This window comes from Paenibacillus sp. GCM10027627 (assembly GCF_042675505.1).
Classification (GTDB): Bacteria; Bacillota; Bacilli; order Paenibacillales; family Paenibacillaceae; genus Pristimantibacillus.
The window spans coordinates 621,228-637,742 of the sequence record NZ_JBHTHB010000002.1; the positions used below are offsets into that span (position 1 = coordinate 621,228).

Sequence of the window (16,515 nt, forward strand, 5' to 3'; positions counted from 1 at the left end):
AATTAATACCCTCCTACTGCAAATTTATCTTTATAATCCGTATAAAATTTAAAGTTCAACTGGGCGTTCCGATCGCGATTGTAAATGAACGGGAAGTAATAGCCCTCCACTACCCCGATTTGCTCCAATAACAATCCGTCTAAATTGTAGGCGGTTTTATAGTAGTCTTTTACATGATTCATATAAGCTTCGGTAGATTTGAACATCTTTTCATGAAGCTGCATATCCGTACTCGGGTCAACGGCTGCCAGCTTTTGAATTTCTTCATATTCAGTCATCAGCTTGCCGATCAATTCGCCGCTGCGCTTATCAAGCGGTTTACGAAGCTCCTCCACCTCTTTGGTCAACTCTTTAATCGTCTTGTCCCGCGCTGCAAGTTCAATTTTCAACTGCTGAATTTCTTCATTAATTTGTTTCTTCTCCGCTTTGGTCGGCACCGGACCCGCTTCCGCCAGCCCTTTAAAATAGCCATAAACCCAATATCCGCCGAAGCCTAGGCCGGCAATAACGGCAAGCGTGATGACCAGCTTCAACAACTTTTGAAGCCAGCCGCCGGTAGCGCCTTTCGTTTTTTTCTTGCTTTTATCGTTCATTTGCTTTTGCAAATACTCAATCGCAATTTCGATTTCTTTGGCAACACTTTCATGAGGCCCAAGCGCTTGCACATTCCGATACGTTTCAATCGCTTTGGCCAAGTTTCCTTTGCCCTCATGCTCTTTCGCCTTGCGCATAAGCTGATTAAAGCGCGCCTGATTCGGCGAGCTTGGCATATCCGGGCGGCCGGGGCCAACGGGAACCTGCGGTTTCGGCGCAGCGGCCGCTGCGGTTTCGCGGCGAGCGCTAGACATGGCCGCTGGCTGTTGGCGATTTGCAGCGGCGGCAGAAGCAGGCTGCGGCTCCTCTCGTTTCGGCATCGAGACGGTTGCGTCCTCGCGCAAAATGGACTGATCGATTTTGGTCAGCTCCAGCAGCCATTCGCCAAAGGTAGGACACTGGCTAAGCTCGTCGCTCTCCCATGCCCGTTGAATGAGGCCCGTCACACCCGCTCCCCAAATCGGTCTGATTGTCGAAATTAAACGGTCATATCTTTCGCAATGCGTTTGAAGCTCTTTAGGATCAAAGTAGCTTTCTCCCCAAGCTTGCTGAGCAAATGCGCCCATACAGGAGCCAAGCATTTCCATGATCAAAATGGCGCCAGCGAACCGGTCCGATTGGGCATTCCACATTTGGTTATTCGCATAACGCGGAGCATAGCCCGGAGACCCTGTCGGCACGTACTCCGGCTTTTCAAATTGGTTTGAAAACATTTGCTCAAGGTCAATCAATTGAACAAAATTAGACGACTTGACCTGATTTCTCCCCTCGCTGAACATAGGCATAATTAAGTTCGGGCCCGACAAGTCGCAATGCGCAAGTCCGCGCTGCTCCATCGTCGCCATAATTTCCGCGAGCGCATACGCCGCCGTATAGCTTTGCCTGCGGGTAAGCGGTTGCTTGTTCATCACCATATCCATCCATGTAGGACCGTCAATCCATGGCATGACAACGGCGTATAGAAGATCCGGTTCTTTGGCAAGCAATTCCGGGTTATTATGCGGGGTAATCGTGCTGCGTTCGCATGCGGCTAGCCCCTCCATAGCCGAATACTTGCTTATTTTTGAGGAAAGATGAACCGTGGACGGGTTAATTAGCTGCGAGCGGAACACCTTGATCGCCTTTTTTTGACGTCTGTCTTCCGTTTGAAGCAAATAAACCGTCCCTTGTCTCCCTTCCTGGCCGTAAGGTACACCGGGAGCAAAGGGATGCTCGCCTATTAAATACGTATCACCGTTAATGACCAGCTTGGAATGTACCTCTGTCTGAAATGCCATAATTCGACTCTCCTTATAAATGAATGAATAGAAATGAATGTATGTAGTGAATCATCGATTTACTTGTTACAATGCCATTGCAAATGAAAAACGGACATATCGTCGCTCGATGGATTCATCGATTCCCGCGATATATGGCCGGTGATCATATCTGAATTAATTCGCCCGGCGCCGTCTATCGCTTGCAGCCCATCGGAATACAGCAATACGGCACCAGTCTCGCCTAACGGAGTCAATCCGCCCGCATAAACATGAGGCGTGCCGCCTACTGGGCCTGATACACTGTTCCATCGCTCGCGCGTATGGAAGCGATCCCCCAATAAATCCGCCCGTTCGCGCGCTCCCGACCAAATGCGAATTCGGCTGTCTCCTTGCCATGCCAGCACGATTCGTCCTTGCGGGTAAGCCGGGCCAGGCTTGTCTATTCTTCCGCAGCTGTACATCGTACCGCTGCCCAGACTCTTTTTGGAAAGCAGCACTTCCCGGAACATTCCGTTAATGCCTGGAGGAAGCGGATAATTGTCCAGCTTCTTCCCCGCTTCCCCCGCTTTTTCGATCAAATATTGATTTAAACGACCGGAAAGCATTTCGGCCCCAGACATAGATTCGTCCAACGCCTTAAGCCATTCTATTAAGCTGTCCCCCACAAACTGAGCGGCGAAATCGCCGAAATAAGACATGCTGACGCCGTCGCATAGAGCGAAAGCGATGTAATCTTTTTCTTCTATAAGAGTCAAATAGTCTTGTCCAATATCGCCGTTCGCTTTCGCTTCCGCCGACCGGGCGTAGGCGTACCGATAATTCCAATGGCTTCGCTCTACATCGACTATGTTCGTTTCTTCTTGTTGGGAAAGTCTTATATTTATCGTCATCGTTAATGAATGGGGGTCGCAGCCGACATTTGAAAGCCGAGCGACACCAGCTCAGGATTGGTACCGGGAAACATAAGGAATGATCCGTCGGCAAGATTGTAATTGGCTTCTCTCATCATCTGCCTGTAGCTTTCAGGAATGACGGAAGACATCCGTTTCAGCTTGCGGCCGTAATCGTCCCGGAATTCGGTCTGGTCTTGCACGCCTTGCCAACGTTTGGGCTGATCCACTTCTTGCTGAAGCACATCGTCCGAAATAAAAATATTTTCAACAAGCACATGGCCGTCTTTCACGGACATATCCATAATTCTTCGTGCAATCGGCTCAGGGTCTTCGCCTGTATAGATGCCGTCCGTCATATGACAGATCAGTGGAGCGGGGCCGTCTTGCAAATTCGCCAATTCGGCTTTCAGCAGTTGCTCCGCATGTTGGAAAGCTTTTGCCGTATCGGTAAAACGCTGCGTTTTCAGTTCGGGAAGCATCCCGGATTGCATAAGCTCATCGATTCCTTTTACACCGCCGAGCACGTCCTGCACGTCGTCGCTATAAGCGAATACGGCAACACGGTATCGCGAAGAAATACGGCTTCCCTTTGTCGAGCGGAACACCATTTGTTTGAGCGCCACATAAAGCGCATCCGTTACGATGTCCAGCCTTCTCCTCTCGCCGTTCATGAGCGTCATCGATCCGCTGACATCGAGCAAATAAATAATAAGAGCGGGATTGCTTTGTGTCGCCTGCACGGTGTACATCTTTTTAGATGATCCGGAACCGGCGGGCTCCTGCTTCGCTATATGCTGCATATAAGAAACGGTTTGAATTTGCTGCTGGGCGGTTGGTGAATGGGAATGGACGACCGACGATTGGATCATCATCGTTTTCAAAAATTCTGGCTCCGACTCACTCATCGAAACCGTGGCCGTTCCGCCATGCTGCAACTTTTGCAAAACAGCCGTTACCTGTTGAATGTCTTGGTAGCGATTCACTGGATCCGCCTCCAGCAGCTTTTGCACCATTTGCACAAACTCTGATGGATAATCGGCCAGCACTTGCGGCAGCGGAGTCGTATTTCGGAAATAATAATGGCCGCGGCTAGCAAGGTAATACAAAATAGCACCTACCGCGTAAATATCCGTTCTTGGGTCCGTTTGCCGATTTTCGAATTGCTCCGGCGCGGCAAAAGCGATCGTACCCATCTGAACGGTGTCGGACATTTTGGATTCGTCGTATTTGCGGGCAATCCCGAAGTCAATTAGCTTCAGCTTCCCGAATTCATCCAGCATTAAATTGCCGGGCTTCAAATCCCGGAATACGACAGGATGGTCCTGCCGATGCAAATAACCGAGCACATCGCATAGCTGCATGGCGTAAGAAAGAATATCTTGAAACGGCAGTTGGAACGAGGCGTCTTCAAAATGCTTTTGCAGCGTGACCCCTTTTATATATTCCATCACCAGATAACAATGGCCCGACAAATCGGGCTCGTAATAATCCGTTATTTTGGGGATGCTGGGGTGAGATAGGCTGGTCAACATACGCGCTTCTTCTACGAAGCTTTCGTTATCGTCCATATGAGCCATCTCTTTCACGACCCAAATTTTATCGTTCAGCTTTGCATCCTTTACAAGATAAACGCTGCCCATTCCGCCCTTCGCTAAATGGGACTCCACCCGGTAGCGGCCGCCAAGCATATCTCCTTGCTGCAACAATGTCCATCACCCGTTCCTTTGTCTTCGTTCTTGGTTGTTCGTTCTAAGTTGTTCGTTCTAATCCCGCCATACAAGCTCTTCTTTTTCTTCCGGAGCGATTCCGATTTTGATATTCACATAGGCCAATGAACGATCGCCGGAAATGATATGAAAAATAGGCGTCACCTGCTGCAGCCCGTTTTGATCCATATAATGCATTAAAGCGCCATAAGCTTCTTCCGTTGCCGTTTCGAACTGATCATGGATACAAAATGTAATCATATCTTCAATGTTATAGTAGCTATGGAAATACATATTTTCCCGAGTTTCTACTTGGTTTTCATAGACAGGCATAAAAAACTCCGCATTGACCATCTCATCCATCGGGAGGTTGTTGATCGAATAAAATAGCGGCCCTTTAATTGTCGCTTTTGTATCTCCCACATCGTTCAAAAAGCTTTCCATAACATCGTTGGTATCGCTGTAATGGTAGCGGTACCGTTTCGAGATGACATTTGTATATCGAATGGAATCGCCCAATAAAACCATATTAATCCTCCTTTTGAATCGGTGCGCAAATATCGATCACTCCGCCGCCGAATACATCCAAGTAAATATTGTAAAAGGGCTCTGCCAGCGTCAAGCTATTGGCTTCCGCGCAAGCCCGAATCAGTGCATATGACTCCGCAATATCCTCGTCCAAATCGGCATGCCTAAGAATAAGAGCATCTGGAATAACCCAATTCTCTTCAAAGGTATATTCGTCGTTTGGCTTCATTTCAACGGGCTCGCTAACCGGTATATAAAACGTAAAGTCCGCTTTGTTCGTTTCGGGATCTGCATCGCCTACTTGATACATAACGGGGCCTGTTCCATATAAGCCATTGCGAATAATTGCATTTCTAATCCCTTGGGCTCCTTCATGCCATTGATCCGTTTGAGTCGTTATTTTGGCGCTAATCACATTATTGAACATAATCGGGCAACGTTTAATTTTCACAATTTATTCTCCTTTTTTTGAAGAAACGAGTTCATTTTTTCGATCTTTAACTATAGATCCTCTTTAAAATTCCGACTTTTTCTTTTTCATTCTTCTTAAGCGACTGATGACGTCGAATTTAAACCAGAAAACGAATGACGCAACCAAACAAATTATATGTTCCCAATCCTAAAAACCCAAAAACCAAAATAACGTACCGGCTAATCCATTTCAATAGAAAGTAAGTAATCATAGCGGAGATAATTGTTCCGATGATAGGCGCAGTTTCAATAACGGCAAACGGAAAAATAACGGTGCACAAAACAAGAGCAGATATTGAGCCCCTTTTACCAGGAGTGCAACGAATAGGGAACAAGATCAGCAGCGACAAAAGAAGATGAAACAAAAAAAGCGGGCTGAACAAATAAAAAGCCGTGTATGTTATCGTATGCAAAGAACTTAGCCGTCTAAACTGCCTGTTATGCCGATACCCCCAATAATGATGTTTAAAATGAGGAGCATAAGCGGAAGGTCAGTCAAATAACTACGATCTGAAAACCTATACATACGATGTCTCAAGCTTCGAATTCGCATCTCGCCCAAATCGATTCTATCCATTCATCCACCCTACTACCAAAAAATTTTATCTAGTGTGTTGCCTATGTTGTTAGCAACATCCTTCAAATTGTCTATTCCTTCATCAACCAACTTATTTACCTTTTCTTTTGTATAATCAACCACGCTTTTTCCATCCAAGAAAGGAACAGGCCAGTTAATAGCGGCGTTGACTGCAAGTCCGACACCCGCTCCCACAACCGTACCTAAAGGAGGCAAAATGAACGAACCGGCAGCGGCACCTACAGCCATAGCAGCTGTTCCACTCGCAATGTCCACTACACTATTTACCACTTTTTGCCGTCCTGAAAGCTCTGGATCAAATACATTAGCCCCGACCGTTACGAGCGTACCAAAAATGCCTAGTCCCTTGCTGAATTTAGTTAAATTCGTAGCACCTTTCCAACCTGTATAATCTGTCAAAGGGTTTAATTCTTTCACGAGGGTCGTTCCTGCACTTTTCCATCTATTATATTGAAGCCTCTCCATGGCTTTATCTAATCCTGGAAAATTGGTACCCTTCAGTTTATTTTTATATTGCGTATAACGGGTACCGTCGTGAATCAAGACTCCAGCCCCAGCTAATTTTCGAACAAAGTTTTTATTCCATCTGTCATAATGCCCTAAGCCTTGAGTCAGTATATTGCGATAATTTATATAATCACCTGGTCTGGTGACGCTCGCTCCGACAATTTTTATATAGGTATTCCCATTAATTTCGAACATGTGAAATCGTAAGTCTTTGCTTATCCTCAACATCTTTTCTGAATCAATTTTATTCAAGAAACTATATACATCTTCTATTACACCTAGAGAAGCTATGATTTTGCCAATATTGGCAGCAAATCGGTTAGATTCACTCTCCGCAGTTTCATATTTCGCTATTGCCTGATCGACAACAAGGTTCACCGATTTTAGCCGGGAATGAACCGCATTTACTTTGGAAGCCGAACTGTGTAACCGCGCTCCGATATTCCTTCTAGACGCAATGCGATAATCAACGCTAGACTGAGTTGATGATAAATATTGTCGGTTGTTATCCACCTTCAAAATATTTTTTTTCAACCCCAAATTTAACGTCTGGACGATGCCGCCATTGAAATTAATGCTAGTCGTAGTCGTCATACGAGATCTACTCTCCTTCCCTATTGTTATCGAATGCCCGGTCTGCCCGATCTGGCCATCGCAGCTTGCCGCGCCGCCTCTGCAGCTGCCGCTTGTCTTGCGGCTTCCGCATCCTCTTCCCGTTTAATGTCTTCGGCAGTTGTGACAATATCGCTGCTGAGTGAATCCAGCTCGGAGGAGATCGACGTCAGTTCATTCACAATTTGGTCTAGTGCCTGATTAACGTACTGCACCTCGGTAGATTTCCAGTTCTGATTAATTTCCGTCTTATATTGCATCAGCCCCATCTTAACTCCACGCAAATCGGCGGCATATCCGCTAATGCTGCTTGCCTGAGACCTCGCTGCCGAAACATTGATTCCCATCTCAAAATCACCGTCTTCCTTCATTAATAATGGATAAAGCAAATCGGGGCACTAAAGTCCCCGATCTGCCGCTGAGTGATCACTTACTTGAATTGATTCGCATAAGATTTGATTGCGTCTTCTTCGCCCTCATATCGCTCTGCTACTGCTTTAAGAAAATCAGCATAAGACTTTACAACCTCTTGATACTCATTGAAGCGCGGAGTGAAATTCGAAAATTTCTCTTTAATTGTGGATGCCGCTTCACTTTTCCAAGTGTTTTCAAGAGCATTCATTTCTTTGATGATTTTATCGAATTTATCCTTAAGCTGCGTATTAATGGTGACGATTTTATCGGCTGCACCTCTGACCTCTGCTGTCGATATTTCAATTGGAGTTCCATTTGACATAGTTATTACCTCCTTTTAATTAGTTAATTTTTTTGCAGCAGCAGCAATTTCACTTTGCGCGTCAGCATATCTTTTCGAAGTTTCACTTAAAAATTTTGCGTAGTCATCCAATGCCAGTTTCATATCCTCGAAATCTTTTTTGAATCCTCCGATATGAGCGACGAAGTCAGTGTTATCTTGACCTTTCCAACTTCTACCCATGTTGTCAACTTCCGTGAATAATGAATTGTACGTCTGCACGTATTCTCCAGCAACAGATGTAATACTTTTAGATGCATTAGTCAGCATCGTAGGGTCAACCACAATCTTTTTTGTAGCCATTTTTTATTTCTCCTCTCAAATAAATTATTTATATTAACATCAGCCTGGAGCCGTTTTGCAAACCTAACTCCAGAGCCGATTTGTTAATATCCAGCAGCATTCCGCTAGCCGTATCGCATAATACGGTATCGGGCCTCGCGGTAAAGTAGCCATCGGATAATTCGGCAATTGCGGCTGCCAGCAAAGCTTCAATTTCATAAAGCTTGGTCAGCGCCGGAATATACACATCGTAGCTCCGGCTCAACACCGGGATATAAACCTCGATTAAATACTTATCCAACCAGTTCAACCTCCAATTCGGCGACTGTTGAAGAAACCAGCTTCACCAGTGTCGGTTTTCCTTTTACGAGAACGTAGCCAAACGAATCGCCAATGTCCGCATACAAATCATTAGTTGTCTTGTTTGCCTTGAGCAGGTATTGATCCGTAAAGCCAGATCCTGTCCAAATGCAATCATTAACGGAGGCATGCGCTTTAAACCAGTTATCGTAAGAGAAGTTGGACAAGGAAGCTGCGGCATCGCTAACAATAAAGATGACATTATAGGCAATGCTGCCCTTTTCAAGCAATATTTTAAGCTTCTCTTTCGTATCGTCAGAAACAAAAGAGAATAAGCTCGATAAGGAGTGAATGACGCAAATCAATTTAGGGAACTCCGGCGTAGACAGGTTCGCCTCTTTGGCATCCTTGTAGCTGTTGTTGCGGCTGACCAGAATGCTGAACAATTCCCCAACCACATTGTCAAGCTGTCTTTCATCGCTCATGTATTCGTATCTCTTATAAGCATCTGCCTCGAACTGGCTGTTGGGGTCAATGACCATAACTTGCGCTTCCGAATAAGCGGCCAATATCTCCGCCACCCCTTGCACAAAGCCCGCATTCTCGTTGCTATTGGACGCTACCAAATTGATATAGCGATCGAAAGAATAGGTTGCAAGTTTCAAACTGTTCTTCTCCACCCCGACCGGAATGACGTTCCAATCCTTCTGCCAAGTTTCTTGCTCCAAATAGGCGGCATCAATCTTGTCCGGCAAAATCGGAATCCGCTTGGCGGTCGAACCTTTCCAGTTCTTTGCACTCTTGCTGCAGAAATCCCGTACTTTTTCGAGCGTCTGCTCCACCTCTTTAAAGACATGGGCGATTTGGAATTCGTAGATACTGTCCGTTTTCATAATGCCTCTGCCTTTCAATTTCGAAGGGAACACACCATCCGTATTGCCAAGAACTCCCGAATAATCGGAGGAATCATTTAATTGAAGAACCAGCAGCTGCTTAAAGTTTTGCAAAATACGGAACCTAACCGCATTCGTGCTGAGCGCTGTCAAAATAAAGTAAATTCCGTATTTGACGCCTTCGCGGGTCAGATAAGCTACTGCATCTTCCTTATCCTCAAACGTCTCTACAAACGCCGCGTAGTTGTGAATCATGACCACAATGGACTCGATACCCGGCTGACCTGAGCGAATATAAGAATGATAGTCGCCGCCGTGATCCGAAAACAGCTTTTTCCTTCTCTCTACTTCTGCATAGAGCATCTTAAACAGGTTGTTCGTCTTCTCGACATCATGAGCAAGCAAAACATCGCCGACATGCGGTGATTTCGAAAATGCTTTTAACGTCTCGGAGCCTAAGTCCAGCACATAAATATTAACTTCCTCCGGTGTATGCTCGATCATCAAGGAATAAATGAGTGACGTTAAGAAAGTGGTTTTTCCGTTGCCCGCCGAACCGTATACGACGACATTGCCTTCTTCGCTGAGCGGCAGAGTCATCCGGATTTGACGCTGACGAGCGGGATCGTCCACTTCGCCAATCGTTGGATTCAGCCAATACGGCTTTGGCTTTGACACCCCGTATTTGGTATTTAAATTATCTACAAAAATGAACTCCGGAATCGGATCCAGCCATAATGGCTTCACCTTAATTCCTTCCTCCTTGGCAATTTCGGCCAAATATTTGTTGATTTCATCAATTTGTTTAGGAGGATTGGCCGAGACCGATTTTCGTCTGTCGGCTTTCATCTGTTTCAAAGGCCGTCCCAAATTGTCGATAATGACGACACTTTCGTCTTTATGTTTCTCAACGCGATCCGACGGATGATAAGGCGCCCCTGCCCATGCGGATTGCCCAAGTTCAAACAACTCGTTAAAGCCGACTTGAACGTAATAGCGGCCGGTAATAGTCAGTTCCGCAGCATCAGGCCGTTTAATCATATCCATACTGTCCGCTTTTTCTTGAACTTTGAGACAGACTCTGAATTTGCTATTGCTCCAAATCTGGTCGTCGACGACGCCCGCAGGCTTTTGCGTAGCCAAAATCAAATGGACACCCAAGCTTCGGCCGATCCGCGCGGCACTAATGAGCTGCTCCATAAATTCCGGCTGCTGCGTTTTCAGCTCCGCAAACTCGTCGGAAATCATAAACAAATGCTGCAGCGGCTCGCTGACTAGACCTTCACGATAAAACTTTTGATATTTATAAATATCAATATTGCTTGTCCCAAGCTTCTTGCTCGCTTCGCTAAAGACCGCCTGGCGTCGTTTCAGCTCACTCTGGATCGATACAAGCGAACGCTTGACGGCGGCGCCGTCCAAGTTCGTAATCGTTCCCGCGAGGTGAGGCAAATGCGTAAATGCATTCGCCATGCCGCCGCCTTTATAGTCAATGAGAATAAAAGCGACTTCATCAGGGTGGTAGTTAACGGCCAAAGAAAGAATATAAGTCATAATGAATTCCGATTTGCCGGAACCGGTCATACCCGCCACAAGGCCGTGCGGACCGTGATACTTTTCATGCAAATCCAGCTTGAACAGTTCTCCTGTCGGATCGACGCCAATAGCGGCTTCCAGCGATATGGTCGGATCGTTTTCTTTCCAGCGGGTCAGAGCATTAAGATGCTCAATTTTGCCGACTCCGAACATATCAAGGAAAGTCATCATATTAGGAAGCGCAAAGTTGGCATCCGCTGATAGAAGCTTGAGATTGGCTAAATTAACAGCCAGTTCTCTCTCGTCCTGCTTTAAATAGAAATCCGGCTGGAATCCTACAAACTGCCCTGTTATATCGTCCCTGTCGTAGATTTTAGACAAGTTCCGGTCAGCCTCTACAACAATGGAGCATTCCTTAGGCAAGTTCATCAGTTCGTCGTACAAATGAACGACGCTTACACCAAGATTGCTTTTGTGCTTGTATATCGATGCCAGCAATTCCGTTCTGGTCGCCAAATCCTTATTCATAGCGAAAATAATGTAGTAAGGACCCAAATCATCAAGACTTTCGGATTGCGCGGCCTCCCGCCTGCTCATTTCCTTTTCCAAAAAGACGGACATCTCTTTCATTTCATTCGGCTGGGTAGCGATAAAGCGAATTCCCGGCTCTGTATTCCATACATGAGGCAGCCATCTGACAAAATCCCAAACCGGCTGCTCCTTGCGGTCATAAATAAATACAAATTTCAGCTCGTCATAGCTGTGCAGAGAGGCAAGCTGCAAAATTAAACCTTTAGTCAAATCAATGACGCTGTTGCGAGTGCCAATAATACCTGAAATCCGATCTTCAACGAGCGACAAGGTGACCGGCACCTTTTCCAGCATTTTTGGCGTATCCGCAAGCTCGCGCATTTCATCCATCAAGTTGTCTTCTTCAATTGAAAAAGCCTCTGCTTGTGCACTGATATCCGCATTAAGAGGCAATGTCCCAATGCCTAATCTCACTTTCAGGAAGTCATCCTGTCCGTACGTTCTCTCCCACAAATTGCGCTGGCGGTGACGGATACGGTTAAGCGTATAATCGAGCGCCGTATGGTTTTCACGCAAAATCTCGCTTTGATGCTCGCATTCCAGCACTATTTTTTCATTCATCTCTTCTAAATACTGCTTATATTTCTCTTGGCGAAGCTTCTCTCGTTCTTCCCGCTTTTTGGTCTCATGCTTCCGTGTCAATAAAGGCCACATAATGGCTCCCAGCAGCATCGATATCGACATGACAACAGCAGGCAGCGCTCTTGAAATATTGCCCGTGCTTTGCAATGCATTTTGCACCGTAAAAAATCCCATAAACAAGGATGCCATCGCCATCGTAATGGAAGGACCGAGCATGAGCATCAACGGAGTGGGCTCCTGATTGCCGAGCGACGGAGGATTGTCGATTTTGAACTCGGCCCGCTCCGCATCGCGCTTAAACCTTGGAGAACGGTAGAAATAATCAATTTCCACCTCGTCGTCCCAAGCATCGTCTTCGTCGTTGTTTATAACCGACTGTTTCGAAAACGGGTACAGCATCGATCGATTGTACGAAAGCTGTCCATCCGGATTGTTGACGGAGATGAACCCTCTGCCCACAATGATTTTTAGTCCCATAATATAAATGATGTCGCCCGGAACCAGAATCTTATGTTGAACGCGCGTCCCATTAACAAAAGTGCCGTTGGAACTACCTAAATCTTGAATCATAAGCTGGTTAGGCTCAATAATAAGCTCCGCATGCTTCGACGAAGTGTACAGGTTGGAGTAACACATGTCACAGACAGCCGCGCGCCCGATGACAAGCTTTCCTTCCGCCGGAAGCTGCAGCTTGACGAATTGTTTTCTATCGTCGGTTACAGGCTCCGAATAAAGCCAAGCCCGCTCGCTGGTTCGGTTAAGCGTAAGACCGTAGAAAGCCATTGGCTCCAAAACAAGCTCTTTAATTCGCAAATGATTTTGATCGATGAGAACGGCATGTTTGTTGGATTTTAAAATCCATTTCCCTTCCATCCCCTCCACGCCGATAACTCTTTCTTCAAAACCTTCATCATTAATTTGCGTGACCCAATACTGGCCCTTCTGTTTTTCAGGCAGCACACAAGTATATAGCACATTTTCCTTAAGCAATGATAGCTGCATGACTACACCTCTTTCTCAAAATCGCTGTCTGACTGAACAGCTTCTACTCTAAATCCGTTTGGCCTGACAGCGATCTCCCAATATTCCGTCAAATCGTCGCCGAGTTTGATTTTTATGCCGCGCTTCACCTTTACCTGCCGATGGGTGATCGTCTTTTTTAAAAAAATAGAATCTCCCTTGTAAGATTCAACTTCCCAGCTTCTTTTTCGATGCTTTTTGGAACCGAACATTTTGGGAGGATTTCGGTATAAAAACTCGATCAACTCGTTGCTGGCTTTGCTCGAAGCAAATTTGCTAAAAGGCATGATGTCCAACGTAGCGTGTGTTAAAATATAGGCATCGTCCGCTTTTTCAACAAAAGCGATCAGCCCGATATAATCAAACGGGTAATCTACCTTTGGCAATTCTGGCTTGCTCTTTTGCTGCCGGGCTAAAGCATAGATGACAACGAATAGTGCAGCAAAAATCAATAGTAGAAATAGAATAAGCAACACTTTATCCACCGCTTTGCATGTTAGTCATTCTTCGATGAAAGATTCAAAGGAGAGCTGTACGCTGTGAAAACGAATGAAGTAACTCCTTATCACTTTTCAGCAAAATTCGGATCGGAGCATATTGCCGTCGGTTCATTCACCTACTATGAATGCGAGAATGGACTCGGCATAATAAAAGACCAAGTGAAGCAAACCGTTCATTTCGTAAATCCGCCTCATGTTCAAGTTCGAGACTTAACAGAAGAAGAAGAGTTCAACCTGCTGACTGCGGTATGCGGCGACTTTAAACCGGATTTATCCGTCCCGATGAATGACACCTTAGCCGATTACGAGCTTCGCGAGAAAAAAGCTTCTCGGCGATTTGCCGCTACATGGACCGCAATTGTGGGCGTCTTGCTGGCATGTACATTGCTGACCCTTTTTTTGTTCAGCTATCTCACGACTTAATCTATTTCTTTAAAAAGACTTCCGCTGGCAGCCCTTCAATAGTCGCTGCTAGCTGAGACCGCCCGCTTTTCATTTCCTTTTCCATCAAAACCGCGTCGGAAAGTCTGGACTCTACAAAAGCTTGTGTACTCTCCAAAGCTTCTTTCAGAGACGTTGCTTCACCAATGAGCTCCAGCACATCCTCTCTAGTGAGGTCGCCTAGCTCATAATCCAACTTTCCTTTGCGGATTAAGGCGTCGTTAAGTCCGTTTAGCTCTTTATGAATGGCCTTCATTCGGATTTCAGCCTGCTCATTAAATTGTTGGCTTTCACGATACAGCCCGCTGAGCAAAGCCGGATCCAAGAGATGGTTCTTCCCGCCCATTTTCCAAACCTCCCTCATCGACTTCCTCTTCGTCTACCATTCGGTTCAGCTCATCTTCGGCTCTGGAGGCGAGCCGTTGCAGCATCGCGAGCACATCCTCATATCTTTCTTCAATAATATTGATGAAAGTTAAGTCATTTTTGGCGGCTGCCGAGGCGTAGACGGTTTTCATTCTCGACGTCAGCTCTTGCAGTGCATTCAATTCTTGAACAAGGGCAGACATCGATTGCTGAATCTCGTCTACTTGACCCTCTTCCACGATTTCTTCTTCATGATTCTCGGTGGCTTGATCCATCGTTTCTTCCTCAAGCATTTCCGTCTCGATACGCATCTTGTCTTCACTCCCGCTCTTTTTTAAATTTATAAAGACAACAAGTTTTTTATCGCTTTTCGTTCCGCGTTGGTAGAGGCCAGCTTTGCCGATACAGGAGCCTCTTCTTCCTCTTCCTTTCGATAAGAAAAACCTTCCAGCAGCGTTGTCGCATCAGGAGAAGCAAGGGACAATCCAGCTGTTTGGGTAGCTGCCTGCGGTATAGAGGCAACCGGCTGTGTTTCCGACTGTACCGCCTGTGCGTTTGACTGCTTCTGCTGGACCTCAACCGCGACATTCGCTAATGGTGCATTTGGTACAAACATAGGCTGCATACCGTACCAGGAATTGCGCTGCTCGTAGGGGAGCGCTGTAACAAAAAAGCGATCCCAAGCCATTTCATATTCCTCTTTAATTGATAGGGAAAACGATACGCTTTTCCTTACTTCTAACGGCTTGCGCACAAAATGTCTGGCATTTATAAGTGAAGTGATAACATGCAATACCCCGCAGCACAACTCTATATCCGGCTCAATTCGTCCATCAATTAACGCTAGGAAAGGAGCTAAACTATGAAGAGGTTTGGGCGCCTGCTCATAAAACCATTGAACCGTATCGTCGTTATGATCGTACCCGCCAACCAATTCCGCCAGCTCGGCCAAAGTATCGTATCGGTCCGATAAAATAATGGCCTGATCATATACATCTCGATGGATGTAAAAATACGTTTCATTTGCGCTAAGCACCAGCGTATTGACCGTAACCGGCAAATAACGTTCCTTGGAGACAACCAGCATAACCTCTCACTCCTAATTCGTTAATAAGGGACAAACACAGCTGGATCCACTGATTTGCCGTTAATATAAACCGCAAAGTGCAAATGCGGCCCTGTTGTCCGCGAGCCGGTGTTGCCCGACCTTGCGATGCTTTGATACTGTGTCACTTGATCTCCTGCGGCCACATCATAGCTTTCCAAATGTCCGTACAACGTTTTAATTCCGCAGCCATGATCCACAATGACGTAATTGCCTAATTCTTCCGCGGTAGACGCCTCTTCCACCACTCCATTAAAAGCCGATAAAACTAAAGTTCCTTCTGGCGCATACATGTCCATTCCGTGATGGAAGGTGACTGCATCTAGTGTAATAGGATCGAGCCGCTCCCCGTATGGAGAAGTAAGCTGAACCGGAATTTCCAGCGGCGATGAGAATGTGGTGACATCCCCCAATACAGGACAAGCCACCGCTTTTTCATAGTTTTGTTTTTGCTGCTCTATCTTTGGACTTAGAGATTCAAGTTTTTGGCGATCCTTTTTTGCCTCGTCGGGACTCAAAATCCCAACTTCCTTTTGCTGATCGGTCCATTCCTTTCTCTCTTGCTGCTTCTCATCCAGCTTTTGCATCGTTTCCCGGTAACGGGTATCCAGCTCCATAATGTAAGATACTTCCTGCATATGGCTTTCGCCCATTTGCCCCTCTATAGCCGTCAGCTCATCAGTCAGCTCGTAAATATCGGTATCGATTCGCTTGAATGCATTTTTTCGCTGATCCTCATGAAGGACCATGGCGGCTTCAAGCATCGTATTGGTGTTCACTTTTGTGGATACTTCCACGTACTCTTCTTCTAAAATTTGCAGCTTAATGGCCTCTTCTAGCGGATCGAAGGCGGGAAGATTATATTTTTTAAACAACACCGACGCATCTTCAGCAGCTGCCAGCGTAGAAGGCATCAGCAGAAGCAGAAGAAGGATCATCGCTATTTTTTTGTTCATCTGTCTCACTCCTTCGCTTCC

General features: G+C 46.0%; 17 protein-coding genes and 1 pseudogene. 1 reads left to right on the forward strand and 17 read right to left on the reverse strand.

Annotated elements, in window-relative coordinates:
- Positions 1-2: 2 nt before the first annotated feature.
- The 13 genes and pseudogenes from ACFQZE_RS10760 to ACFQZE_RS10820 form a co-directional block, all read right to left on the reverse strand.
- On the reverse strand, positions 3-1,871 hold the full coding sequence (locus ACFQZE_RS10760; RefSeq protein WP_379356616.1) for a hypothetical protein: 1,869 nt from the start codon (positions 1,869-1,871) through the stop codon (positions 3-5).
- A gap of 59 nt (positions 1,872-1,930) precedes the next feature.
- Positions 1,931-2,743: a hypothetical protein gene (locus ACFQZE_RS10765; RefSeq protein ID WP_379356618.1), complete on the reverse strand. Its 813-nt coding sequence runs from the start codon at positions 2,741-2,743 to the stop codon at positions 1,931-1,933.
- A 2-nt stretch (positions 2,744-2,745) separates the two neighbouring features.
- A complete protein-coding gene (locus tag ACFQZE_RS10770) occupies positions 2,746-3,495 on the reverse strand; it encodes a vWA domain-containing protein (protein ID WP_379357036.1) in 750 nt (249 codons plus the stop codon).
- A gap of 234 nt (positions 3,496-3,729) precedes the next feature.
- Positions 3,730-4,434: pseudogene (locus ACFQZE_RS10775) on the reverse strand (serine/threonine protein kinase); the annotation flags it as partial.
- Between the two features lie 75 nt (positions 4,435-4,509).
- Positions 4,510-4,980, reverse strand: coding sequence for a DUF5085 family protein (locus ACFQZE_RS10780; RefSeq protein ID WP_379356620.1), 471 nt, complete (start codon positions 4,978-4,980; stop codon positions 4,510-4,512).
- 1 nt (position 4,981) lies between these two features.
- Positions 4,982-5,431, reverse strand: coding sequence for a DUF5085 family protein (locus ACFQZE_RS10785; RefSeq protein WP_379356622.1), 450 nt, complete (start codon positions 5,429-5,431; stop codon positions 4,982-4,984).
- Between the two features lie 609 nt (positions 5,432-6,040).
- The gene (locus tag ACFQZE_RS10790; RefSeq protein WP_379356624.1) at positions 6,041-7,150 is read right to left on the reverse strand and encodes a hypothetical protein; all 1,110 of its coding nucleotides are present in this window, start codon (positions 7,148-7,150) and stop codon (positions 6,041-6,043) included.
- Between the two features lie 26 nt (positions 7,151-7,176).
- Positions 7,177-7,515 carry a hypothetical protein gene (locus ACFQZE_RS10795; protein ID WP_379356626.1) on the reverse strand — a complete coding sequence of 113 codons (339 nt, stop codon included), beginning with the start codon at positions 7,513-7,515 and terminating at the stop codon, positions 7,177-7,179.
- An 83-nt stretch (positions 7,516-7,598) separates the two neighbouring features.
- Positions 7,599-7,904 (reverse strand): pore-forming ESAT-6 family protein, encoded by a 306-nt coding sequence (locus ACFQZE_RS10800; RefSeq protein ID WP_379356628.1) that lies wholly within the window; start codon positions 7,902-7,904, stop codon positions 7,599-7,601.
- Between the two features lie 15 nt (positions 7,905-7,919).
- Complete coding sequence (locus ACFQZE_RS10805) at positions 7,920-8,225, reverse strand: WXG100 family type VII secretion target (protein ID WP_379356630.1); 306 nt, start codon at positions 8,223-8,225, stop codon at positions 7,920-7,922.
- A gap of 28 nt (positions 8,226-8,253) precedes the next feature.
- Entirely contained in the window at positions 8,254-8,505 is a 252-nt protein-coding gene (locus tag ACFQZE_RS10810) for a methyltransferase (protein ID WP_379356632.1), read from the reverse strand.
- Entirely contained in the window at positions 8,498-13,108 is a 4,611-nt protein-coding gene (gene essC, locus ACFQZE_RS10815; protein ID WP_379356634.1) for a type VII secretion protein EssC, read from the reverse strand. The genes ACFQZE_RS10810 and essC overlap by 8 nt, the downstream gene beginning before the upstream one ends.
- Before the next feature lie 2 nt (positions 13,109-13,110).
- On the reverse strand, positions 13,111-13,602 hold the full coding sequence (locus tag ACFQZE_RS10820; protein ID WP_379356636.1) for a hypothetical protein: 492 nt from the start codon (positions 13,600-13,602) through the stop codon (positions 13,111-13,113).
- Between the two features lie 63 nt (positions 13,603-13,665).
- Between ACFQZE_RS10820 and ACFQZE_RS10825 the strand changes: the two genes are divergently transcribed.
- Positions 13,666-14,049 carry a hypothetical protein gene (locus ACFQZE_RS10825; RefSeq protein WP_379356638.1) on the forward strand — a complete coding sequence of 128 codons (384 nt, stop codon included), beginning with the start codon at positions 13,666-13,668 and terminating at the stop codon, positions 14,047-14,049.
- Position 14,050: 1 nt separating this feature from the next.
- Here ACFQZE_RS10825 and ACFQZE_RS10830 read toward each other — a convergent pair whose 3' ends face one another.
- From ACFQZE_RS10830 to ACFQZE_RS10845, 4 genes are read right to left on the reverse strand one after another with little or no spacing between them, the layout of a single operon-like run.
- Positions 14,051-14,413 carry a hypothetical protein gene (locus ACFQZE_RS10830; protein WP_379356640.1) on the reverse strand — a complete coding sequence of 121 codons (363 nt, stop codon included), beginning with the start codon at positions 14,411-14,413 and terminating at the stop codon, positions 14,051-14,053.
- Complete coding sequence (locus ACFQZE_RS10835) at positions 14,358-14,744, reverse strand: hypothetical protein (RefSeq protein WP_379356642.1); 387 nt, start codon at positions 14,742-14,744, stop codon at positions 14,358-14,360. The genes ACFQZE_RS10830 and ACFQZE_RS10835 overlap by 56 nt, the downstream gene beginning before the upstream one ends.
- A 29-nt stretch (positions 14,745-14,773) precedes the next feature.
- On the reverse strand, positions 14,774-15,520 hold the full coding sequence (locus ACFQZE_RS10840) for a hypothetical protein (protein ID WP_379356644.1): 747 nt from the start codon (positions 15,518-15,520) through the stop codon (positions 14,774-14,776).
- Between the two features lie 20 nt (positions 15,521-15,540).
- Complete coding sequence (locus tag ACFQZE_RS10845; protein ID WP_379356646.1) at positions 15,541-16,494, reverse strand: peptidoglycan DD-metalloendopeptidase family protein; 954 nt, start codon at positions 16,492-16,494, stop codon at positions 15,541-15,543.
- Positions 16,495-16,515: the final 21 nt, after the last annotated feature.